Annotated in this window: 19 protein-coding genes, 1 tRNA gene and 1 pseudogene; 10 read left to right on the top strand and 11 right to left on the bottom strand. The window is 72.8% G+C overall.

The window, feature by feature from the left end; translation table 11 throughout:
• Positions 1-77: 77 nt before the first annotated feature.
• Positions 78-2,612 (bottom strand): ABC transporter permease, encoded by a 2,535-nt coding sequence (locus BMX65_RS23285; protein WP_075002304.1) that lies wholly within the window; start codon positions 2,610-2,612, stop codon positions 78-80.
• 112 nt (positions 2,613-2,724) lie between these two features.
• Positions 2,725-3,537, bottom strand: a complete 813-nt coding sequence (locus BMX65_RS23280) for an ABC transporter ATP-binding protein (RefSeq protein ID WP_177214332.1) — start codon at positions 3,535-3,537, stop codon at positions 2,725-2,727.
• Positions 3,538-4,001: 464 nt separating this feature from the next.
• Here BMX65_RS23280 and BMX65_RS23275 point away from each other — a divergent pair.
• Positions 4,002-4,088 (top strand) — tRNA-Leu (locus BMX65_RS23275).
• 159 nt (positions 4,089-4,247) lie between these two features.
• On the opposite strand, the gene BMX65_RS23270 is transcribed toward BMX65_RS23275, so the two are convergent.
• Positions 4,248-4,607 (bottom strand): hypothetical protein, encoded by a 360-nt coding sequence (locus BMX65_RS23270; RefSeq protein WP_075002303.1) that lies wholly within the window; start codon positions 4,605-4,607, stop codon positions 4,248-4,250.
• Between the two features lie 193 nt (positions 4,608-4,800).
• On the opposite strand from BMX65_RS23270, the gene BMX65_RS23265 reads away from it, so the two are divergent.
• The 3 genes from BMX65_RS23265 to BMX65_RS23255 all read left to right on the top strand — a co-directional run bounded on the left by BMX65_RS23265 (position 4,801) and on the right by BMX65_RS23255 (position 7,923).
• Positions 4,801-5,238 carry a VOC family protein gene (locus tag BMX65_RS23265; protein ID WP_075002302.1) on the top strand — a complete coding sequence of 146 codons (438 nt, stop codon included), beginning with the start codon at positions 4,801-4,803 and terminating at the stop codon, positions 5,236-5,238.
• A 100-nt stretch (positions 5,239-5,338) separates the two neighbouring features.
• Entirely contained in the window at positions 5,339-6,559 is a 1,221-nt protein-coding gene (locus BMX65_RS23260; RefSeq protein ID WP_075002301.1) for an aminotransferase-like domain-containing protein, read from the top strand.
• Between the two features lie 455 nt (positions 6,560-7,014).
• A complete protein-coding gene (locus BMX65_RS23255; protein ID WP_075002300.1) occupies positions 7,015-7,923 on the top strand; it encodes a nitroreductase/quinone reductase family protein in 909 nt (302 codons plus the stop codon).
• On the opposite strand, the gene BMX65_RS23250 is transcribed toward BMX65_RS23255, so the two are convergent.
• Positions 7,872-8,381, bottom strand: coding sequence for a MarR family winged helix-turn-helix transcriptional regulator (locus tag BMX65_RS23250; protein ID WP_075002409.1), 510 nt, complete (start codon positions 8,379-8,381; stop codon positions 7,872-7,874). The genes BMX65_RS23255 and BMX65_RS23250 overlap by 52 nt on opposite strands.
• 143 nt (positions 8,382-8,524) lie before the next feature.
• On the opposite strand from BMX65_RS23250, the gene BMX65_RS23245 reads away from it, so the two are divergent.
• Together BMX65_RS23245 and BMX65_RS23240 are read left to right on the top strand one after the other, a co-directional pair.
• Entirely contained in the window at positions 8,525-9,151 is a 627-nt protein-coding gene (locus BMX65_RS23245) for a DoxX family protein (RefSeq protein ID WP_075002299.1), read from the top strand.
• Between the two features lie 188 nt (positions 9,152-9,339).
• Positions 9,340-10,188, top strand: coding sequence for a Bax inhibitor-1/YccA family protein (locus tag BMX65_RS23240; protein WP_075002298.1), 849 nt, complete (start codon positions 9,340-9,342; stop codon positions 10,186-10,188).
• A 167-nt stretch (positions 10,189-10,355) separates the two neighbouring features.
• On the opposite strand, the gene BMX65_RS23235 is transcribed toward BMX65_RS23240, so the two are convergent.
• The gene (locus BMX65_RS23235) at positions 10,356-10,583 is read right to left on the bottom strand and encodes a DUF4287 domain-containing protein (RefSeq protein ID WP_019356940.1); all 228 of its coding nucleotides are present in this window, start codon (positions 10,581-10,583) and stop codon (positions 10,356-10,358) included.
• A gap of 114 nt (positions 10,584-10,697) precedes the next feature.
• Between BMX65_RS23235 and BMX65_RS23230 the strand changes: the two genes are divergently transcribed.
• Positions 10,698-11,063 (top strand): hypothetical protein, encoded by a 366-nt coding sequence (locus BMX65_RS23230; protein ID WP_075002297.1) that lies wholly within the window; start codon positions 10,698-10,700, stop codon positions 11,061-11,063.
• Here the strand turns inward: BMX65_RS23230 and BMX65_RS23225 are convergent.
• The 3 genes from BMX65_RS23225 to BMX65_RS23215 form a co-directional block, all read right to left on the bottom strand.
• A complete protein-coding gene (locus tag BMX65_RS23225) occupies positions 11,050-12,123 on the bottom strand; it encodes a hypothetical protein (RefSeq protein ID WP_075002296.1) in 1,074 nt (357 codons plus the stop codon). The genes BMX65_RS23230 and BMX65_RS23225 overlap by 14 nt on opposite strands.
• Before the next feature lie 384 nt (positions 12,124-12,507).
• Positions 12,508-13,728 carry an acetyl-CoA C-acetyltransferase gene (locus tag BMX65_RS23220; RefSeq protein ID WP_075002295.1) on the bottom strand — a complete coding sequence of 407 codons (1,221 nt, stop codon included), beginning with the start codon at positions 13,726-13,728 and terminating at the stop codon, positions 12,508-12,510.
• A gap of 450 nt (positions 13,729-14,178) precedes the next feature.
• Positions 14,179-15,231: an SGNH/GDSL hydrolase family protein gene (locus BMX65_RS23215; RefSeq protein ID WP_075002294.1), complete on the bottom strand. Its 1,053-nt coding sequence runs from the start codon at positions 15,229-15,231 to the stop codon at positions 14,179-14,181.
• Positions 15,232-15,508: 277 nt separating this feature from the next.
• Between BMX65_RS23215 and BMX65_RS23210 the strand changes: the two genes are divergently transcribed.
• Positions 15,509-16,897 (top strand): cystathionine beta-synthase, encoded by a 1,389-nt coding sequence (locus BMX65_RS23210; RefSeq protein ID WP_075002293.1) that lies wholly within the window; start codon positions 15,509-15,511, stop codon positions 16,895-16,897.
• Positions 16,898-17,192: 295 nt separating this feature from the next.
• On the opposite strand, the gene BMX65_RS23205 is transcribed toward BMX65_RS23210, so the two are convergent.
• Entirely contained in the window at positions 17,193-17,630 is a 438-nt protein-coding gene (locus tag BMX65_RS23205) for a hypothetical protein (RefSeq protein WP_075002408.1), read from the bottom strand.
• Between the two features lie 179 nt (positions 17,631-17,809).
• On the opposite strand from BMX65_RS23205, the gene BMX65_RS23200 reads away from it, so the two are divergent.
• A complete protein-coding gene (locus BMX65_RS23200; RefSeq protein ID WP_075002292.1) occupies positions 17,810-18,661 on the top strand; it encodes a MurR/RpiR family transcriptional regulator in 852 nt (283 codons plus the stop codon).
• A 158-nt stretch (positions 18,662-18,819) separates the two neighbouring features.
• Here BMX65_RS23200 and BMX65_RS31690 read toward each other — a convergent pair whose 3' ends face one another.
• Positions 18,820-19,644: a TIGR03086 family metal-binding protein gene (locus BMX65_RS31690; RefSeq protein WP_162637699.1), complete on the bottom strand. Its 825-nt coding sequence runs from the start codon at positions 19,642-19,644 to the stop codon at positions 18,820-18,822.
• 586 nt (positions 19,645-20,230) lie between these two features.
• Here BMX65_RS31690 and BMX65_RS23185 point away from each other — a divergent pair.
• Entirely contained in the window at positions 20,231-21,430 is a 1,200-nt protein-coding gene (locus BMX65_RS23185; RefSeq protein ID WP_075002290.1) for a PP2C family protein-serine/threonine phosphatase, read from the top strand.
• A gap of 52 nt (positions 21,431-21,482) precedes the next feature.
• On the opposite strand, the pseudogene BMX65_RS23180 reads toward BMX65_RS23185, so the two are convergent.
• Positions 21,483-21,806: pseudogene (locus BMX65_RS23180) on the bottom strand (helix-turn-helix transcriptional regulator); the annotation flags it as partial.
• Between the last annotated feature and the right edge of the window lie 37 nt (positions 21,807-21,843).

Raw genomic sequence — 21,843 nt, 5'->3', positions numbered from 1 at the left:
TGTGTGCGCCCCCTCCGGAGCGGAGAGGGCGCACACCAGCGGGGTCCGGTCTCCCGGGCCGGCCGGGAGCATCCGGGTCACTCCGTCTTGATGGCCTCCAGCATGTTGAGCCGGGCCGCGCGCCGGGCGGGCCACAGCGCGGCGAGGACGCCCACCAGCGCGGCCAGCGCGAGGAAGACGCCCATCCGTCCCCAGGGCAGGACGAGCGAGTAGGTCTCCAGCGAACCGGAGATCAGCTCACCGGCCGCCCAGCCGAAGAACACGCCCAGCCCGATCCCGAGGACGCCGCCGAAGAGCGAGATGACGAGCGACTCCAGCCGCACCATCCGCTTGATCCCCCGCCGGTCGAGGCCGATGGCCCGCAGCATCCCGATCTCCTGGCCGCGTTCGAAGACCGACATGGCCAGTGTGTTGATCACGCCGAGGACGGCGACGATGACGGCCATCGCGAGCAGCCCGTACAGCATGTTCAGCAGGATGTTGATCATCTGTGCGATGCCGTCGGAGATGTCCTTCTTGTCCTGCACGAGGACCGCCGGGTTGTTGCCGAGCTGCTTCTCCAGCGTCTCCTTGACCTCGTCGGTCGCGCCGCCCTTCGTCTTGGCGAGGACCTGCATGTCGGCGACCTTGGTCAGATGCGGGGTCACGGCCTTGTTGTCGACCATGATGCCCTTGATCATCTGGTTGCCGTGGTAGACGCCCGCGACGGAGAACCGGCCCTTCTCGCCGTCCTGGTAGGTCACCTCGAACCGGGACCCGGGCTTCCAGCCCCGCTCCTTCGCGGTGTCCTCGTCCACGACCGCCTGCTTGCCGCTGCTGACGCCGGACCAGCCGCCCGCGGTGAAGTCGATCGAGGTGAGCTGCGCGATGGTGGAGCCGTTGACGCCCGTCAGGTACTCGGTGTCGCCGTCGATCTTCGACCGCGCGTTGCGCAGCGGCGAGGTCGCGGTGACCTCGTCCGAGCGGGACAGCTCCTTCTCCACCTCGGGGGAGAGCGGCGTGAAGTTGGCCATCGAGACCGTGTAGTCGGCCTTCAGCGAGCCGGACGCCATCTTCTCGATGGCCTGCTGCACGCCACCGGCGATCACCGTCAGACCCGTGATCAGCGTCAGCCCGACCATCAGCGCGGAGGCGGTGGCGGCCGTGCGGCGCGGGTTGCGCACCGCGTTCTGCCGGGCCAGCTTGCCGCTGACCTGGAAGAGCCGCAGCACCGGGGCCGCCGCCGCGATCAGCGGGCGGGACAGCAGCGGGGTGAGCACGAAGACGCCGATCAGCAGCAGCGCGGCACCGCCGCCCATCGGGGCCTTGCCGTCGTCCATCTCGGTCGCCGCCAGCACCAGGGCCGCCCCGGCGGCCGACAGCAGCGCGCCGATGGTGTTGCGGACGATCAGCGAGCGGGTCGTCGACGGCGCGTGGACGCTGCCCATCGCCGCGACCGGCGGGATCTTGGCCGCGCGCCGCGCGGGCAGCCAGGCCGCCAGGACGGTGACGACGACACCGACGACCAGCGAGACGACGACCGTGGACGGCTCGACCACCAGCGGTCCGTCGGGCATGGTGCCCATCCGGCCCACCAGGGAGCGCAGCCCGGCGCCGATGCCGACCCCGGCCGCCATGCCGGCCAGCCCCGCGACCGCGCCCACGACCAGCGCCTCGATCAGCACCGAGCGGGTGACCTGGCGCCGGCTGGCACCCACCGCGCGCAGCAGCGCCAGCTCCTTGGTGCGCTGCGCGACCAGCATGGTGAAGGTGTTGGCGATGATGAAGATGCCGACGAACAGCGCGATCCCGGCGAAGGCCAGCAGGCTCGTCTTCATGCCCGACATGCCCTGCTCGATCTGCTTGGACTCCTCGTCGGCGAGCTTCTTGCCGGTGACGGCCTCGGTGCCGGACGGCAGGATGCCGGCGGCCTGCTTCTTGAGTTCCGTCTGCGAGACGCCCTGATCGGCCCGCATCGAGATCTCGGTGTACTCACCGGGCTTGGCGAACAGCTTCTGCGCGGTGGCGTTGTCGAACAGCACCAGGGTGCCGCCCGCGGCGACGTTGCCGTCGTCGGTGGTGAAGATGCCGGTGACCTTCTCGGTGCGCACCGGGCCGTTCACCGACATCCGGACGGTGTCGCCGACCTGGTAGCCGGTGCGCTCGGCGGTCTTGGCGTCCAGCGCGATCTGGCCGGGGGCGCGCGGTGCCGCGCCGTCCTTCATCGGATAGCGCGGGTCGCTGCCCTTGCCGTCCCGGCCGCCGTAGTAGTTGGCGCCCTGGGAGGAGAAGCCGTCGCCGACGAGCTTGCCGTCCTTGTCGGAGAGCGCGGCGAAGCCGGAGACCACGCCGGTCGCGGACTTGGCGCCGGGCAGATCCGCCGCCTTGTCGAGGGTGCGCTGGTCGAGCGTGGAGAGCGAGTCCCGGCCCTCGGGCGCGTCGCTCCCGTCCTGGCGTATCGAGACGTCGACGTTCGCGTAGCCCTTCTCGGAGCTCTTGTGGAACGCGTCGGAAATGGTCGAGGTGAAGACCAGGGTGCCGGAGACGAAGGCCACGCCGAGCAGCACGGCGAGCATGGTCATCAGCAGCCGGGCCTTGTGCGCGAAGACATTGCGCAAGGCGGTACGGAGCATGAGGAAGTCCTGGAGGGTCCTTCTGCGAGTGGGCTGGACGGACGGTGGGAGGGTGGGACGGGAGCGCGGGGCGGAGGCCACCCGGCTCAGGCCGTCCGGGAGTGCGCCCGGCTCAGCTCGTCCGGGCCTTGGCGTCGAAGGACTTCATCCGCTCCAGCACGCCGTCGGCCGTCGGCTCGGCCATGTCGTCGACGATGCGGCCGTCGGCGAGGAAGACCACCCGGTCCGCGTAGGCGGCGGCCACCGGGTCGTGGGTGACCATCACGACGGTCTGGCCCAGTTCGCGCACGGAGTTGCGCAGGAAGCCGAGGACCTCGGCACCCGCGCGGGAGTCGAGGTTGCCGGTCGGCTCGTCACCGAAGATGATCTCCGGGCGGGAGGCGAGGGCGCGGGCGACGGCCACCCGCTGCTGCTGGCCGCCGGAGAGCTGGTTGGGCCGGTGCTTGAGCCGGTCGGTGAGCCCGACGGTCCGGATGACGCGGTCCAGCCACTCCTTGTCCGGCTTGCGGCCCGCGATGTCCATCGGCAGCGTGATGTTCTCCAGACCGGTGAGCGTGGGCAGCAGGTTGAACGCCTGGAAGATGAAGCCGATGCGGTCGCGCCGGAGCTGGGTCAGCTTCTTGTCCTTGAGCTTGGTCAGCTCGGTGTCGCCGATGCGGGCGCTGCCGCTGGAGATCGAGTCCAGTCCGGCCATGCAGTGCATGAGCGTGGACTTGCCGGAGCCCGAGGGGCCCATGATCGCGGTGAACTCGGCCTGCCGGAAGTCGACTGTTATCCGGTCGAGTGCGACGACCTGGGTCTCGCCCTGGCCGTAGATCTTGGACAGATCGGTGGCGCGCGCCGCGGCGACGCCGTGCGCATGGTCGGCGGGGGCTCCGGGGTGCGGGCCACCCGCGGTGTGCTGCTGACGGGTACTGGTCGTCACGGCGCGGGGCTCCTGTCGGACGTCGATGGTGAGTGACGGAACTTTCCGTCTGCCCCTATCGTTCCGTCCCATCCGCGCGCCGGGATCCGCCGCGGCTCTTGGTTCCGGGACAGCCTTCGGAGGTAGAACCCGGCCCGCCGGTCATCCTTGGGTATGACGGCCGACCCTGAGACGGACGCGTCACCCGTGGCCGCAAACCCCCTTGTCATATGCCGCTGGTCGACATGGGACGTACACACCCGTGACCGACCGGCGACTTTCCGTCATTTCTGACGACCCGGGCGCAGGGGGGAGACCGCTGCGAAGTGGCGCATGTGACACTGATGCCCCGTCAGTTGCCAATAAAATAAGACAACATCGCTCTGTCGATCCGCTGTTCAGGGGAAGACCCTGGATAGGCTCGTCCCACGCCCTGGGGAGGGGCGTCTGCGCCCGGCGGCGTACGACGCGGTCCAGGAGTCGGTGCCCGGATGGTGGAATGCAGACACGACGAGCTTAAACCTCGTTGGCCCTCGGCGGCCGTGCCGGTTCGAGTCCGGCTCCGGGCACCACCTGCCCACCTGTCGTGACCTGCGGTGACCTGCCGCGGACGGTCCGCACCGAGCAGGTGAGGATGACGCTGACGCGTTCATACGGGGTGGCGTCCGGCCATCCGCGCTCACCGGCCGCGCACCCCGTGCCGCGGCGCCGCACCGGGACCGTGGGCGCCGTCAGCGGGTCTCCAGTTGGAGGCGGAGCTGTTTCTCCTGGTCCCCGGCGACCTCCAGCACCTCCACCACGCCGAACGCCTCCAACAGGACCCGGTGCAGCCGCTCCACCGCCTGCGGGGTGCCCTGGAGCTCCGCCGTCACCTGCGCGCCGAGCGCCACCGCGTCCGGCCGCCCGCTGTCGCGGGTGACATCGAAGCGCGACAGCCACACGTTGGCCTTGCGGCCCTCGGGCTGCAGCTCCGCCCAGTCCGAGGGGTACAGCCCGCTCAGCACCCGGAAGACCGCCTCGGCGTCCTCGCAGGCGCAGCCGCTCAGCTCCACGGACACCTCCATCTCCCCTTCGGACATCTCCGCCGTCATCGTGCGGGCCTCCCTCTCTCGTGTTCGCGCTTTCCACTCCAGGCCCAATATCGGCCCGCGGGCTCCCGTGCGGCGTGACCGTGACCCCGACCGGCGATTCGCGGCCTCGGTGTGGCGCGCACGCAGCGGCGGCGGGGCAGGGCGCAATGGAAGGTCCGAAGTACCCGACCCCGGATGCATCCAGGAGGTACCCATGACCGTCGGCCGTACGCTCGCACCGGTCACCGTCAGCCTGCCCGTCGCCGACCGGATGGCGGCCTACACCTTCTACCGCGACGGACTGGGTCTGGCGGCGGTCGGGAAGCTCGCCGAGGACGGCGTCCCCGAGCCGCTGCGGTTCGTCGTCAACGACGGGCTGCGGCTGATGCTGATCCCCGCGGACGGCTTCGACTGGGTCACCGGTGACCACACCGTCGCCGCACCCGGGCACAGCGAGTGCGTCCTCGCGGTCCCCGTCGGCGCGGAGCGCGAGGTGGACGAGATGATCGCCCGCGCTGTCCGCGCCGGAGCCCGGACGGTCAGCGAGCCGGACCACCGGCCCTGGGGGTACGCCGGCGCCTTCGCCGACCCGGACGGCCACCTCTGGCTGATCCAGGCGGAGCAGGACGCAGGAGGTGAGCGGGCCGACTGAGGTGTGCGGAGCCCGCTGGAGGAACGGGAGGAGGCGGGGCCGCTGCCCGCATACCGGAATCCGGTGGGGAGGTGCTGTGCGTCGCTTCTAAGCTGCGGGGATGACTCCCAGCACGTCCGCGGGCCCGGTTCCCGCCCCCGCGCCTCCGCTCGCCGCCCGCGCCGCCTCGGTCGGCTCCTCCCCGGTACGGGAGATCCTGGCACTGACCGAGCGGCCCGAGGTCATCTCCTTCGCCGGGGGGCTCCCGGCGCCCGAGCTGTTCGCCGCGCAGGAGATACGGGCCGCCTACGACGGGGTGCTCGCCGACGAGCCGCGCCGGGTGCTGCAGTACTCGACCACCGAGGGGGACCCGGCGCTGCGTGCCGCGGTGGCGGGGCGGCTGGCGGCGCGGGGCCTGCCGACGGGGCCGGACGAACTGGTGGTGACGACCGGCTCCCAGCAGGCGCTCACGCTGCTGGCGACCGCGCTGCTGGAGCCGGGTGACACCGTCCTGGTGGAGGATCCGACCTATCTGGCGGCGCTGCAGTGCTTCGGCTTCGCCGGTGCGCGCGTGGTGCCCGTCCGCTCCGACGACGCGGGCCTCGACCCGGTGGCGCTGGCGGAGGCCGTGGAGCGCGAGCGGCCCAAGCTGCTCTATCTGATCCCCACTTTCCAGAACCCCACCGGCCGCACCCTCCCGCTGGAGCGCCGCCGCGCCGTGGCCGAGATCGCCGCACGGTACGGGATGTGGATCGTGGAGGACGATCCGTACGGCGAACTCCGGTTCGAGGGCGAGCCCGAGCCGTGGGTCGCCGCGCTGCCGCAGGCGGCGGACCGCACGGTCCTGCTCGGCAGTTTCTCCAAGGTGCTGGCGCCCGGACTGCGGCTCGGCTGGCTGCGCGCGCCCGCTGCGCTGCGCCGCGCCTGCGTCGTCGTCAAGCAGTCGCTGGACCTGCACTGCTCGACCGTCGACCAGGCAGCAGCCGCCCGCTACCTGGCGGACAACGATCTGGACGCGCACCTGGCCCGGGTCCGGGACGCCTACCGGGAGCGCCGCGACGCACTGCTGGGCGGGCTGGCCGCCGCGCTGCCGCCCGGCAGCACCTGGAACCACCCGCAGGGCGGGATGTTCGTCTGGGCGCGGCTTCCGGAGGGCGCGGACGCCACGGAGCTGCTGCACGACGCGGTCGCCCGGGACGTGGCGTACGTCCCCGGAGCGCCGTTCTTCGCGGGACCCGCCGACCCGGCGTCGCTGCGCCTGTCGTTCACCACGCACTCCCCGGAGGAGATCCGCGAAGGGCTGCGGCGGTTGGGCGGGGCGCTGCGGGCCGGGACGCGGTAGCCGGCCGGAACGTCGGAACTCGGCCGGGATTTCGGAACTCGGCCGGTCTCGCGAGCGCCTTGCCCCGACGGAGAACGGACGGTTGAATGGGCGACCGTGCCGCGTGTCGCTGCTGCCGTGTACGGCAGCGCCATGGAGGCACCCTGACGTGAGGAGTGCATCGTGGGTACACACACCGCCGGGCTCGTCTGACACGTGAGAGCTGACGGCACGCGCGCAGCGCGGCTGCCGTCCCGCGCCGCCGACTGACCGGGCGAGCGCCTCTCCGTTCTCTTCTTCACCGTCCTTCTTCCACCGGGCCGTCCGCTGCCCGGGCGCACCGCGACCGGGCTGTCCGGCGCCGCCGGTGCCCCGGTGCGCGCGGCGTACCCGTACGGGCGCATGCGCGCCCTACGGGTGCCTACGACGCCGTACGCGTGCTCCTGCGAAGGCCCTTTTCCCGAGGAGCTGTTTTCTTGACCCCTGCACCCGTCCCGTCCACCCCGCCCCGCGTCGCGGATTTCAACCGCGCGGTCGTCGAGGAGTTCCGTGCCAACGCCGGGCAGGTCGGCGGACCCTTCGCCGGGGGCGATCTGCTGCTGCTGACCACCACCGGCGCCCGTACCGGTACGGAGCAGACCTCGCCGCTCGGGTTCGTCCGCGACGAGGACGGCGCGCTGCTCGTCGTCGCCTCCGCGGGCGGTGCGCACCGGCATCCCGCCTGGTATCGCAATCTTCTCGCGCATCCCATGGTCCGGGTGGAGGTGGGGACCGACACGTTCGGCGCGGTCGCCGTGCCCGCCGAGGAGACCGAACGCGAACGGCTGTTCGCGTACGTGTCCGGGCAGCAGCCCGGATACGCCGACTACCAGGCGCGGACGGACCGGCGGCTGCCGGTGGTGCGGCTGGAGCGGTCGTACCCGGACGCGCCGTTCACCGGCCTCGTCGACAAGCTGCTGGAGGTGCACACCTGGCTGCGCGGGCAACTGCGCCGGGTGGCGGCCGAGGCGGAGGCGTACTTCGCGGCACGCGCGCCGGGAGCGGACGCCGCCGGGGCGCTCCCGCTCGGGCTCCAGCTCCGGCAGCACTGCCTGGCCTTCTGCGAGTCCCTGCACGTCCATCACACGTCCGAGGACCGGGGCGCCTTCCCGGTCCTGGAGGAGAAGTATCCGCGGTTGGCCCCGGCCCTCGCCCGCCTGCGCGCCGAGCACCGGACGGTCGAGCGGATCCGGGGTGAGCTGGAGTCGCTGCTGGCCGCGCTGCCGTCGGCCGACCCGCACCGCTTCCGGGTCGAACTGGCCCGGATGACGGAGGAGCTGGAGGCCCACCTCGACTACGAGGAGGAGGTGCTGATCCCGCCGCTGTCCGAGCTGCCGGTCTCCTGAGCCGGGGGCCGCAGCCGCCGTCCGACCCGGCCGAGGGCGCGGGCGACGACGTCGAGCTCGTCCGGCTCCAGCACGTCGATCAGGGCGGCCCGCACGGCGGCCACATGACCGGGGGCCGCGGCGCGCAGCACGTCGCGGCCCTCCGGGGTGAGGGCGGCCAGGACGCCGCGGACGTCGGTGGGGCAGGAGTGCCGTTCGACCAGGCCGCGCTTCTCGAGCTGGCCCACCTGGTAGGTGAGGCCGCTCTTGGACGTGAACAGTCCTTCTGCCAGGTCGGTCATCCGGACTTCGCCGTCGGGTGCCGCGGCGAGGCGGACGAGGATCTCGTAGTGCGGGTGGGAGAGTCCCGCGTCCTCCTTGAGCTGCTGCTCCAGATGGCGGGAGACCCGGCTGGTGGCTTCCAGGAAGCCCTGCCAGGCCGCCATTTCCCGCTCATCGAGCCACCTGGTTCCGGCCATGGTGTCCATTCTACTCAGTTGTTCAAATTCGAACCTGCTTGTTACGGTCGGCGGGCAGTCATTCAAATCTGAACAACCTGTCCCGCCTGACCCATCCGTTCGGCCCCGTCCCCCGGCCGGCCCGCCCCCAGGAGGCTCCGCTCATGCCGTCCCCCCACGCTCCCGAGACCACCGACGGTGCGTCCCGCGACCACCGAACCGCCGAGTCGCCCCGCACCTCCGCGGACACCGGAACCACCGAAGGCCCCGGGGCCGCCGGGGTCGCCAGGGCCGCTCCCGCCGAGCAGTCCGGGCAGGACGCCGGGCTGCTCGTGCTGCGCCTCGTGGTCGGCCTCACCATGGCGGCGCACGGCAGCCAGAAGCTGTTCGGCTGGTTCGAGGGCGGCGGACTCGACGGCACCGCGCAGTTCTTCGCGTCCTCCGGCTACCCCGCTGCCCGGACCATGGCCCTGGTGGCCGGGCTCACGGAGGTACTCGGCGGACTCGGGCTCGCGCTGGGGCTGCTGACCCCCCTCGCGGGCGCCGCCGTGTTCGGCACCATGCTCAACGCGCTCGCCGTGAAGTGGGGCGGCGGCTTCTTCGCGCCGCAGGGCGTGGAGTACGAACTGCTGCTCACCGCCGCGGCCGCGGCGCTCGCCCTCACCGGCCCCGGCCGGCTGGCGGCCGACCGGGTGCTGCCGCTGCCCCGTCCGCACCGGCTCGTCCACGGCGCGGCGGCACTGGCGCTGGGCGCCGTCCTGGCCGGTCTCGTGCTCCTGCTGCGCTCCTGACCCGCCGGGTGTGCGCCAGCGGCGTGCCGGACCCTCGCGCGCACCCGCCCGGGTGAGGTCGGGGATCTGTGAGGGAAGTGGAACAATCGACAGCTTTCCTTCGTTCTTGACTCTGCACTAGCGTGCTGTTTTTGCTAACGCATTACGCTGGACGGCAAGGCCGCGCAGTGTGGCCATGGAGGAGTGAGATGAGGAGTAGTAACCCGGTCTTCTCGCGACGGGGGTTCAGCCGCAACAACGGCTATGCCGGTTTCGACGCTCAGCAGCAGCCGCCGCAGGCCGGGAACCCGTACGCGACGAACCCCTACGCCGGAAACCCGTACGGCCAGCAGCCCCAGGCCCCCGGCCAGCCGTACGCGCCCCCGGCCGCACCGCCGTCCGCCGGACGGATGACGATCGACGACGTCGTCGCCCGGACGGGAATGACCCTCGGCCTCGTCATCGCGATGGCAGCCGTCGCCTGGATCACCGGGCTGTCGCTGCCGCTCGCCGTCGGTGCCGGGCTCATCGCCATGGTGTTGTCGTTCGTGCAGGTGTTCAAGCGCAAGGCGTCGCCCGCGCTGATCCTGGCGTACGCCGCATTCGAGGGCCTCTTCCTCGGCGCGCTGAGCAACTTCGTCAACCAGTTCGTGGACGGCGCCGCCATGCAGGCGGTGCTCGGCACGCTGGCGGTCTTCACCGCCGTCCTGGTGCTCTACAAGACCCGTGTCATCCGCGTCACCCAGCGGTTCTACCGGTTCGTGATGGCCGCCGCGATCGGCTTCGTGCTGCTCATGGCCGTCAACATGCTCTTCGCCGTCTTCGGCGGCGGTGACGGGCTCGGCTTCCGCAGCGGCGGCCTGGGCATCCTCTTCGGCGTGGTCGGCGTCGTGCTCGGCGCGCTCTTCCTGGCACTGGACTTCAAGCAGGTCGAGGACGGCATCGCCTACGGCGCTCCCAAGGAGGAGGCGTGGCTCGCCGCCTTCGGGCTGACGCTGACCCTGGTGTGGATCTACCTGGAGTTCCTGCGCCTGATCGCCATTCTGCAAGGCGACTGAGCGGCACCGGCGGCAGCCGGAGCCGCAGACGCGGCGGACCGATCGAGGGCCCGGGAGGTGCACCACCTCCCGGGCCCTCGGCGTGTCCGCGTCCTTCGCGTACTGCGCTCTCTTTCGTGTCCTAGGGTCTTCGCTTCGTCTGTCCAGGCCGGGGAACGAGGCCCTGCCTAGCGGTGGCGCGCGGCGCGCCGCAGGTCGTGTTCGTGGATGATCGCTTTGGCGTGCCCATAGGCGAGGTTGTGCTCACCGCGGAGCCAGCTCACCTTCTCCTCGAAACGGAGCAGGGCAGGGCCCTCGTCGACCGCGTGGAGCCATTCGGAGACTTCACGACCAGTGCACTGGGGAATGCGGGACAGCATGTTCCGGTGGGTCTCTTCGGAGAAGACTTGGGACATCGGCGCCTCCGGACGCTTCTGCAGTGAGTCCTTGCCGACACGTTGCCTGAGCGCGCGGGCGTTGGCAACAGTGCGGAGAGCCCGGGGCGGCGCAGTGGCGCATATGCTGGGGGCGTGCTCCGGCCCGACACCCGCCCCCTGACCGACGCCGTCGAACGGTTCGCCGACCGGCTGCGCAGCCTGCCGCAGAGCGCCCTGGAGCGGGGTGCCGCCGCGGACGGGCTCGTGCTCGCACGGGAGTTGGCCCTGCTGGCCCAGCGTCTCGAATTCCCCGAGGGCGGGATGTCGCGGGTGCTGCCGGACGCCGGTGTCTTCGCCGTCGGCGATCAACTCGCCGTCGCGGGACACGACGTGGTCGCGGCCCTGCGGACGGTGCCCGCCCACCTCGCGGAGCCCGCGCTGCGGGAAGCCCTCCAGTTGCTGGAGAGCTCACCGCTGTCCCCGCGGGGCGGCACCGCGCGGGGTGCTAGAGGGGCGTGATGACGCGGTCCGCCAGCAGGTAGGCGGTGCTGCCGTCGGGGAAGGCGAAGGTGAGCGCGTAGGAGCCGGCGATGCCGGAGCCGCCCATCAGCACCGGGGCCTGACCGCGTCGTACGCCGTCGGCCAGCGCCTCGCTCGTCGCGCGGTGGCCCGGCGCCAGGCACACCGTCGTACCGTCCTCGAAGACGTAGACGTCCAGCGTGCCGAGCGGGCCCGGGCGCACATCGGCCAGCGGGGTGCGCGCGTCGGCGAGTTCGGTCAGCCGCTCGACGGTGCGCTCGTGGTAGGTGACGGTGGGGGTCGCGGGCGCCGGTGCGGGACCGGGCACGACCGGCTCGCCGTCGAGGGTGTAGTCCGGCTGGGACGGGTGGCGGCGGCGGGCCGCGGCCAGGCCCGGGGACTCGGCCTCCGCTGCGGTGTCCCCGTCGCGGAAGCAGAGCCCCTCGGCGGTGCCGCGGTACTCCTCCACGCCCCGCTCGTCGTCCGCGCGGGTGTAGGGGGCCACGTCCAGTTCGAGAGCCAGGTCCGCGTCGTCCGCGTAGTCCGCGAAATCGGTGCCGTCTGCGTCGTCTGCGTCCTCGGGTCCCGGCTGGCGGGGGATGCACAGTCCGCCGGTGTCGCCCTCCAGCAGCGCGTCGAGTTCCTCGGCGAGGCCGTCCGCCTCGACCTCGTACGCGTACTCCGTGCCGTGCCCGGCCAGCAGCGAGCCCGCTCCGGAGCCCGCGCCGCGCGCCTCCTGGGCGGCCCAGAAGGCGCGGGCCTCGGCGAGTTCCCGCTCGCGCTCGTCGGCCAGCGCGGCGGCGACGGCGGTACGGATCTCCTGCGAGAACGCGTCGGTCCTCGCCGAGAGCGTGTCGGAGGCGGCCTCGCCGCCTTCCCCATGGGCCGCGTCCCGGGCCCGCGGGAGCGCGGCGTCCGGGGCCGCCGCCGGTGCTGTCTCCAGTTGGGCGCGCAGCGCCGTCAACTGGCCGCGCAGGCCGCGCGCCGTGTGCAGTGCCGCACCGCCCAGCGCGGTGGCCGTGGTCGCCGCACACAGCAGGATGAGGGATATGGCGCTCACTGACTTGACTCCCGGTTCCGGTTCGGTCCCCTGATGCGGTTCCCCCCGGTCGTTGCCCCTTGAATTCCTACTACAGCGCTGTATTCCTACAACAGCGTCGGCCCGAAGGTTGTTCAAGGTTCTTCGACCGTAGTGCAAATCCCGTCGAATTGGACAGGGGGAGTCCGGAGCCGGCTGGGCGCGTACCGCCACGACCTGCGGGAACACCGCGCCTCCAGGGCATATGTCACATCCTGGGGGCGCTTCGGTCTCGCCGCTGTATACCCGGCGCCCGGCGGCCTCAGCGTGCCGGGCGCCGGAGCCCGGCGCGGTCGCCGGGCGGAAGGCCGGAACCGCCGCCGGGACCGCCGCGGCGCGTCCCGGCGGCGGTCCGCCCAGCGGGGCTCAGGCGAGCCGCTCCAGCACCATGGCCATGCCCTGGCCGCCGCCCACGCACATGGTCTCCAGGCCGAACTGCTTGTCGTGCCACTGGAGCGAGTTGAGCAGCGTGGTGGTGATGCGGGCCCCGGTCATGCCGAACGGGTGGCCCACCGCGATGGCGCCGCCGTTGACGTTGAGCTTGTCCAGGTCGATGCCGAGGTCCTGGTAGGAGGGGATGACCTGAGCCGCGAACGCCTCGTTGATCTCCACCAGGTCGATGTCGCCGATCGACATGCCGGCGCGGGCCAGAGCCTGCTTGCTGGCCTCGACGGGGCCGTAGCCCATGATCTCGGGCGAGAGCCCGGAGACCCCCGTGGAGACGATCCGGGCCAGCGGCGTCAGACCCAGCTCCCGCGCCTTGGTGTCGGACATCACGACGAGCGCGGCGGCGCCGTCGTTGAGCGGGCAGCAGTTGCCCGCGGTGATCAGGCCGTCGGGGCGGAAGACGGGCTTGAGCCCCTCGACGCCCTCCAGCGTGACGCCCGCGCGCGGCCCGTCGTCCTTGCTGACGACCGTGCCGTCCGGGGTGGTGACGGGGGTGATCTCGCGCTCCCAGAAGCCGTCCGCGAGAGCCTTCTCGGCGAGGTTCTGCGAGCGTACGCCGAACTCGTCCATCTCACGCCGCGTGACGCCCTTGTGGCGGGCCAGGTTCTCCGCGGTCTGGCCCATGGCCATGTAGACGTCCGGGACGCCCGCCTCCGCGCGCGGGTCGGTCCACCCCTCGCCGCCCTGCTCGGCGCGGGCCGCGGTGCGGGCCTCGGCCTCGGCGAAGAGCGGGTTGTGGGTGTCCGGCATCCCGTCCGAGGAGCCCTTGACCGAGCGGGAGACGGCCTCGACGCCCGCCGAGATGAACACATCGCCCTCGCCCGCCTTGATCGCGTGCAGCGCCATCCGGGTCGTCTGCAGGGACGAGGAGCAGTACCGGGTGATGGTGCAGCCCGGCAGGTGGTCCATGCCCAACTGGACGGCGACGACGCGCCCGAGGTTGTGGCCCTGCTCACCGCCGGGCAGTCCGCAGCCCAGCATCAGGTCGTCGATGTCCGTCGGGTCCAGTTCCGGGACCTTGGCCAGCGCCGTCTTGACGATCTCGGCGGTCAGGTCGTCCGGGCGGACGTCCTTGAGGGAGCCCTTGAAGGCGCGGCCGATGGGGGAGCGGGCGGCGGAGACGATCACTGCTTCAGGCATCAGGGCTCCAGAGAGGGTCGGCGAGTGGCTACGCAGCGGAAGCTACCCGCCCGTAGGGTGCGGGTCACGGTCCCGGGGATGTGATGCGGGCCTCTTCTAAGCGTTCGCTTTTTCCGTCTCGCGGTCAAGGCTCCGCGATCGGTCGGTGCTCCCCGCGGGCACTGCCGTGTGGCCACCGCCGCGTGGCCCCTGCCGTGTGGCCACCGCCGCGTGGCCGGTGCCCGGGGTGCCCGGGGGTCCGGGAATCCCGTGGTCCCGTCCCCGGCTTCCGATCCCCGGCCCCGTCTTCCCGGCCTCGGTCTTTCCGGCCCCCGTCTTCCCGGCCCCGGTTCAGGTCCCCTGCCGGCTCGATCCGGGCGCCTGCCGACCCGATCCGGGTGCCCGTCGGTCCGAGGCTCCCGTCGGCCCCACCCCGGCCCCCGTGCGATCCCGGCGCGGGTGCCGACCGGGTCAGCGGTTCTCGGCGACGTCCTCGGCGCGGTCCTCCGCGTACCTGGGTCCCGCTTCCTCGGGAGGCGGCAGCCGGCGCCGGCGCCTGTGCTTGAGGAGGGCCCAGGGGCCGCGCATCCCGGCGACCTCCGTACCGCCCTCGGCAGCGGCCTCCGCGGCGGCGCGCGCCACCGGGAGGATGCTCTCGCGCCGCCGCGCGTCCGGCCGCTCGTCCTCCACCGGCCACAGGCCCAGTGCCGCGCACAGGGTCGGCAGTACGGCCATGGCCGCCGTGGCGTACCCCTCGGCCGAGGGGTGGTAGTTGTCGGGTCCGAACAGTTCGCGCGGGTTCGCGGAGAACTCCGGGCCGAGCAGATCGCCCAGCGAGACCGTGCGGCCGCCCTCCTCGACCACGGCGATGGTCTGGGCCGCGGCCAGTTGGCGCGAGAGCCGCCGGGCGATCCAGCGCAGCGGCTGCCCGACCGGCTCGACACTGCCCAGGTCCGGGCAGGTGCCGACGACCACCTCGCAGCCCGCCGTCCGCAGTCGTGCCACCGCGTCCGAGAGATGGCGGACCGAGCGTGCCGGGGACATCCGGTGGGTCACGTCGTTGGCGCCGACCATGATGACGCACACGTCCGGCGCCTCGGCCAGGTCCCGTTCGCTCAGCAGCAGGGTGATCTGCCGCTCCAGGTCGTCGGACATGGCACCGGAGAGGGCCACGTTGCGCAGTTCGACAGGGCGTTCGGCGACCGCCGCGAGCGCCGAGGCGAGCAGTGCCCCGGGGGTCTGGCGGGGCCGGTGCACGCCCTGGCCCGCCGCGGTGGAGTCGCCGAGGAAGGCGAGACGCAGCGGCTGCCCGTCGTAGAGCCTCCCGAAGGCGCTGCCGTACGAGCCGTCGGCCTTGGGCGGCTCGTCGTCGGAGCCGCCGATATGGTGTTTCGCCAGTTGAAGTTCGGTGAAGAGCAGCCCGACCGCCGCTCCACCGACCAGGCCGAGTCCGCCGCCTCCATAGGCGGCCGCGGTCGCGATTCGCCGGGCTACTCTCGCGCTCGACGCCTTCGACATCGGCATTGTCCTCTTCCGCCTCCCGAGTTCCCGATCATGGGCTCATGTAGTGGTGCGTCCGTTCGTGGGGGAGCGGGCGCCTGATCCTGTGCGTTCGGGGGCTGTTGTGCGCCGGTGTGCGCGCTGTTGTCCGAACGCCGGGGGTCCGCGACCTCCAAGACTGTGTTGCCCCGTGCGGCCCGCCCTGCAACGCACCTGGGGTGTGCACGTGTTGCCCCATAAGGTGTCGGGACGGGCTCGCGACCCCGCGGCCCTGCGACCACGACTACGCGCGGAGACCACGGTGCAGTATCACGAGTCGATGATCGAGCTTGTCGGCAACACCCCGCTGCTCAAGCTCAACAGTGTCACGGACGGTATCCAGGCCACCGTCCTTGCCAAGGTCGAGTACTTCAATCCAGGCGGTTCCGTGAAGGACCGGATCGCGCTGCGCATGATCGAGGCGGCAGAGCAGTCCGGCGAGCTGCGGCCCGGCGGGGTGATCGTGGAGCCCACCTCGGGCAACACCGGTGTCGGACTGGCCATCGTGGCGCAGCAGAAGGGGTACCGGTGCCTCTTCGTCTGCCCCGACAAGGTCTCCATGGACAAGATCAATGTGCTGCGGGCCTACGGAGCCGAGGTCGTGGTCTGCCCCACGGCCGTCGATCCCGAACATCCCGACTCTTACTACAACGTTTCCGACAGGCTTGTGCGCGAAACCCCGGGCGCCTGGAAGCCCGACCAGTACAGCAACCTCAACAACCCCCGCTCGCACTACGAGTCGACCGGCCCTGAGCTGTGGGAGCAGACCGACGGCCGGATCACCCACTTCGTGGCGGGCATCGGCACCGGCGGCACCATCAGCGGCACCGGCCGCTATCTGAAGGAAGTCAGCGACGGCCGGGTCCGGATCGTGGGCGCCGACCCCGAGGGCTCCGTCTACTCCGGCGGTTCGGGCCGTCCCTACCTCGTCGAGGGCGTGGGCGAGGACTTCTGGCCGGACGCCTACGACCGCGGCGTCACCGACGAGATCGTGGCCGTCTCGGACAAGGACTCCTTCCAGATGACCCGGCGGCTGGCCAAGGAGGAGGGGCTGCTGGTCGGCGGGTCCTGCGGGATGGCCGTGGTCGGCGCGCTGGAGGTGGCCAAGCGGCTCGGCCCGGACGACGTGGTGGTCGTGCTGCTGCCGGACGGCGGGCGCGGCTACCTGAGCAAGATCTTCAACGACGAGTGGATGAACGACTACGGCTTCCTGGAGGAGGGCGGCAACACCGGCGCCCGGGTCGGCGAGGTACTGCGCTTCAAGGAGGGCCCCATCCCCTCGCTGGTGCACATGCACCCGGAGGAGAAGGTGGGCGAGGCCATCGAGGTGCTGCGTGAGTACGGCGTCTCGCAGATGCCCGTGGTCAAGCGCGGCGCCGGGCACCCGGACGTGATGGCCGCCGAGGTGATCGGATCCGTAGTCGAACGCGAGCTGCTCGACGCGCTGTTCGCGCAGCGCGCCTCCCTCGGGGACCCGCTGGAGAAGCACATGAGCGCGCCCCTGCCGCACGTGGGCGCCGGGGAGAGCGTGGCCGACCTGATGGCCGTGCTGGAAGGTGCCGACGCGGCGGTCGTCCTCGCGGAGGGCAAGCCGAGCGGCGTCGTGAGCCGTCAGGACCTGCTGGCCTTCCTCGCGCACGAGGGCCGCTGACGCCTCGCGCACGAGGGCCGCTGACGCGCGGGCGCGGGCTGCCGGCTCGTGCTCGCGGGTTGCCGACTCGTGCGCGCGGGTCGTCGGCTCGTGCGTGCGGGTTGCCGAGTCTCCGGTGACCGGCGGCGTTCCGCCCGCCCCGGATTGCCCGGGCCGTTCCGGCCCCGGGCAGTCCGGGGCGGCCCGGCGCGGGGCCGCCGCTGTCCGCGAATGCCGAGTGCTGTCCGCGGGGGCCTGTGGTCCGCGGGGTCCTGCTGTCCGCGGGGTGTCGGCGGGTCCTGGGCCGGGTACGGGCTCAGTCGAGGTCGGAGGTGCGGTTGCCGCCGCCGCGGGTGAACCAGGAGCGGCTGGCCTGCAGGCCGTTCACCGCGACGATGCCCGCCCAGCAGGTGACCAGGCCGGTCAGGCCCGCGTTGGCCACCGCGATCGCGGAGAGCGGGATCGCCAGCACCAGGGAGGCCACCGCCAGGCCCAGCCGGGCGCCGAGCCCGTCCGGCAGGCCGGACGCGGGCCGCGGCTGCGGTGCGGCGCCGACGCTGCTGCCCCGGGCGGCGACCATCTGCTCCTCCGCCATCCGGCGCCGCACCCGCTTGTCGACCACGGTGTCGAGTCGCTGCTCCACCTTTTCGAGGAACGAGTCGAGCAGTTCGTTCTCGTACTCGGGACCCAGCTCCCGGCGCGTCTGCAACGTCGCGTCGAGTTCTTTCCTCAGCTCATGGTCGGCTCCGCTCATGTCCATCAGCCTACGGCCGCGCCGGGGGCCGGGCAGTGGTGCTAGCCCCCCTTCGTCGCGGAGAGGGCCCCGACTGCGGTACCCGCCTTTGGGCGTCCCCGGCGGCTCCGTCTTGCCCGGGGCGGCCGCTGCTGCATAGGGTTATGCAGGGGAGGAGCGGGTTGAATGAGAGGTGCGGGATGGGCAGCGCGAGCGCGCGATTGCTGAAGCTCTTCGAAGGGCACCGGCTGACCCCCACCCAGCGCCGTATCGCGCACTGCATGGTCCGCAGGGCGGGCGACGCCCCGTTCCTCTCCAGCGTCGAACTCGCCGAGCTGGCCGGAGTCAGCCAGCCCTCCGTCACCCGGTTCGCGGTGGCGCTCGGCTTCGACGGCTACCCGGCGCTCCGCCGCCACCTGCGGGAGAGCGAGCCGCCCGCGGAGGCCGAGTCCGCCGCGGAGGGCGAGGGCTCCACCGGGCTCAGCGAGTACCAGCAGGCCGTGCACGCCGAGATCGAGAACCTGCGGCACCTGGCCGCGCTGCTGGAGGACCCGGCGCCGGTCGAGCGCGCCGGCGCGCTGCTGGCCGCCTCCCGCCCGCTGCCCGTGCTCGGACTCCGGGCCGCCGCCGCACAGGCGACCGGCTTCGCGTACTTCGCGGCCAAGGTCCACCCCGATGTCCGGCTGCTCACCGAGGGCGGCTCCATGCTCCTGGACCGCATCGACGGCTGCGTACGCGCCGGAGCCCGGACGCTGCTGTGCTTCGCGCTGCCCCGCCACCCGCGCGAGACCGTGGAGGCGCTGGAGAGCGCGCGGGAGGCGGGGCTGTCGATCGTCACCGTCGCCGACAGCGCCTTCGCGCCGGTCGCCCATACCGAGGACCTGCTGCTGCCCGCGGCCGTCGGTACGGGCCTGGCCTTCGACACGGCGTGCGCACCCATGCTGCTGGGCCGGGTACTGCTGGAGGCGATGTGCGACGGGCTGCCGGACGCGCAGGCGCGCCTGGAGGAGTTCGACGCGCGAGCCGGAGAGCGCGGCCTGTTCGCCGAGTGAGCCGGTGCCGTCACCGGCCCGCGCTGTCACCGGACCGCGTCGTCACCGGACCGCGTCGTCACCGGCCCTTGTCGCCGGGCTGCCGGGCGCGGTCGCCGGGCGGCCCGGAGGTGCGCCCCGCCGGGCGCACCCCACGGGCGCGGACCCGGCCGCCCGGATCACCCGGGGTCGCGCCCGAGGAGGGCCAGCAGCCGATCCCCGGGCGGGGCGCCGGGCGGGAGGCGTACCTCCGGCCCGAACAGCGGCCGCCGGGCCTCCGCGTGCGGCACCAGGTGCCGGGCGACCGGCAGGAGCCGGGCCGCCAGCGGCGCGGGAACGGGGCATGCGGTCCGGCCGGTGGCCCGGGCGATGTCCCACCCGTGCACCGCGATCTCCACCGCGCCCGTCAGGGCCAGGGCCGTCGCCGTCAGTGGCGCGCCGGCCACCGCGACCGGCCGGTACCGCGGACCGTCGCGGGTCCACGCGCCCAGCAGCCGCGCGGCGCGCAGCCGGAAGGCCGCCGCGGGGTCCGCCTCCGCCGCACCGCCGCGTGCCGGATCCGCCGGGCCTCCCGTACCTCCGGCACCGTTCCCGGACTCCGGGTACAGCGCGACGGAGCCCTCCGTGAGGCCCTCGTGCACGGCCCGCAGCGAGTCGTCCGCGTGCGCCATCAGCCTGCCCAGGTTCCATCGCGCGCAGGGGGTCGGCCGGTCCAGCAGCGCGGGAGTCACCGGCTGCGCGGTGCCCAGCGCGTAGCCGAGGGCCCGCCGCAGCAGCTCCGCCGCCCGGACCGCGGAGTCCTCCCCGTATGCGGCGTCGCCGAAGCCCGCGTCGCCCGCCGCATCCCCGCCCTCCGCTGTGTCCGCTGCGTCTGCCGCGTCTGCCGCGTCTGCTGCTCGGGCTGCGTGTGCTGCGTGTGCCGTGCCTGCCGTGGTCTGCGCTTCCCGGCGGGTCCGGCGGTCCCGGTCCGCCGGCCCGTCTCCGTGTGCCCGGTCGTGGTGCACGGCACTAGCGGGTGGAGCGGACGGCGGCGGTCCGGGCGGTCCGGCAGCCGGGCCCCGCGGTCGTGCGGGCGGCCGCGGCGAGCCGGACGCAGCCGCTGTAGCAGCCGCAGCCGCCGTCCGGACCCTCGACCGGCGCGGCGCGGGGTGCGCGCACTGCGCGGTACCGCTCCCGTCGCCGTGGACCGGCACTGCCCGCTCCGGTGCAGCGTGCCCCGGTCTCGTCCGCTTCCACCATGGTTCCTGCCTCCCGTGCCGTACGCCGGGCAGGTCGCTCCGGCGTTCCCGGCAAGACGGACCGGGCGCGGAGCGCGAACTCATCGCCGCACCGTGTCACCCGACTCATCGCCGCACCATGTCGCCCGCTGTCCGCTGTCCGCTGTCCGCTGTCCGCTGTCCGCTGTCCGCTGTCCGCTGTCCGCATCCCGCATGCGCGGGGTGGCCCGCTGTCGCGGCGGGGAACGCGGCCGGACCAGTCCGCATGTGTCTGCGATAGGTTCTTTCGCGGGACTCTTCCGGAACGGCTGAACCCGTGCGATCCCACTACCAGCGGGGTCATCGTCAGCCCCGCACAGAACCAGGACCGCTCGTGGACAGATTCGCCGCCCTGCAGCAGGCGCTGCGCTCCGCACCGCCGCACGCGCTCGCCCGGGTCGTCATCGAGGAACTGCGCGGCCGGTACGGCGCCGGGCGCGTCGAGCTCCGCATGATCGACTACGGCATGAAGTCGCTGCAACTGGTCGACGGCCACGCCGCCGAGGCCGGGCCGGTGTCCGTGCACGACAGCCCGCAGGGGCGGGCGTTCGGCTCCCAGGAGCCCTTCACGGTCCAGCAGCCGGACGGCGGAGCCGTCGTCCATCTGCCGGTCACCCTCCGCGGCGACCGGCTGGGCACGCTCTCGGTCGGGCTGCCGCCCTCGGCCGACCCCGGCGGCCTGCTGCCCGCGCTGCGGCAGGTGTGCGAGGCGCTCGGCCACGAGATCCTGGTCGCCGAGCGGGACACGGACGTGTTCCTGCTCGCCCGCCGGGCCTCCCGGCTGACCCTGGCGGCGGAGATGCAGTGGCAGTTGCTGCCCGGCCGCACCTGTGTCCGCGACGAGTTCGAGGTCGGCGCCCATCTGGAGCCCGCGTACGCGATCCACGGCGACAGCTTCGACTGGGAGGCGTCCGAGCGGTATCTGACCCTCGCCGTCACCAACGGCATGGGCGAGGGCATAGACGCCGCGCTGCTGACCAACCTCGCCACCAACGCGCTGCGCAACGCGCGCCGGGCCGGGCTGGATCTGGCCGGGCAGGCGACGCTGGCCGACCAGGCGGTCTACGCGCAGTACCGGGGCGCGGCCTACGTGTCCGTGCTGCTGCTGCGGTTCGAGCTGTCGACCGGCCGGGTGGCGGTCGTGGACGCGGGCTCCCCGCGGATGTGGCGGATCCGGGGCCGTGACGTGGCGGCGGTCCCCTTCGACCACCAGTTGCCGCTCGGCATGTTCGAGGACTCCGTCTACGTGGAGGAGTCCTTCACCGTGCGACCCGGCGACCGCCTGCTGATCGGCAGCGACGGTGTCTACGACACGCTCTCGGGGCCGGCGGGGGAGGCGTTGCCGGACCGGGGCGAGAAGTACGGCGAGCGCGCACTCGCCCGCTCGCTGCCCGGGCACCGGCTGCTGCCGGCCGGTCTGGTCCCCGCAGCGGTCCTCCGGGAACTGGCGACCTACCGTGGCGAGGCACCGCTTCAGGACGACGCGCTGGTGATGTGCGTGGACTGGCACGGCAGCCCGGGGAAGACGGCCTGAGGGCGTCCCGCGCCCCGGTGCCCGCGGGCCGGGCCGACGGGTCCTCAGACCTTCACCCGCCCCGTGTCCAGACGTTCGGGCCGGCCGGGGCCGTGGCTGTGCGGTCCGGTCCGGGCGGGGCCGTGCGGTCCGGTCCGGTCCGTGAATCCGCCGGGGAGGTCGCGGTCGCGGCGCGCCGGAAACCGCTCGGGTCGACGCCCCGGGTGCGTTTGAACGCCGCGCTGAAGCCGAACGGGTCGGCGTAGCCGACGGTGCGGGCGATGTCCGCCACGGTTGCGGTCTCCTGTTCGACCAGGAGGTCGGCGGCGAGGGCCATGCGCCAGTGGGTGAGGTAGGTCAGCGGCGGTTCGCCGACCAGGTCGGCGAACCGCTCGGCTCACCGCCCCGGACTCGCTCAAGGTCCGCCGACTGCG

Origin of the sequence: Streptomyces qinglanensis (assembly GCF_900111245.1) — a bacterium.
Taxonomy (GTDB): Bacteria; Actinomycetota; Actinomycetes; order Streptomycetales; family Streptomycetaceae; genus Streptomyces; species Streptomyces qinglanensis.
Note: the sequence above shows the minus strand (reverse complement) of the source record. Positions and strands in the feature narration are given on the sequence as shown.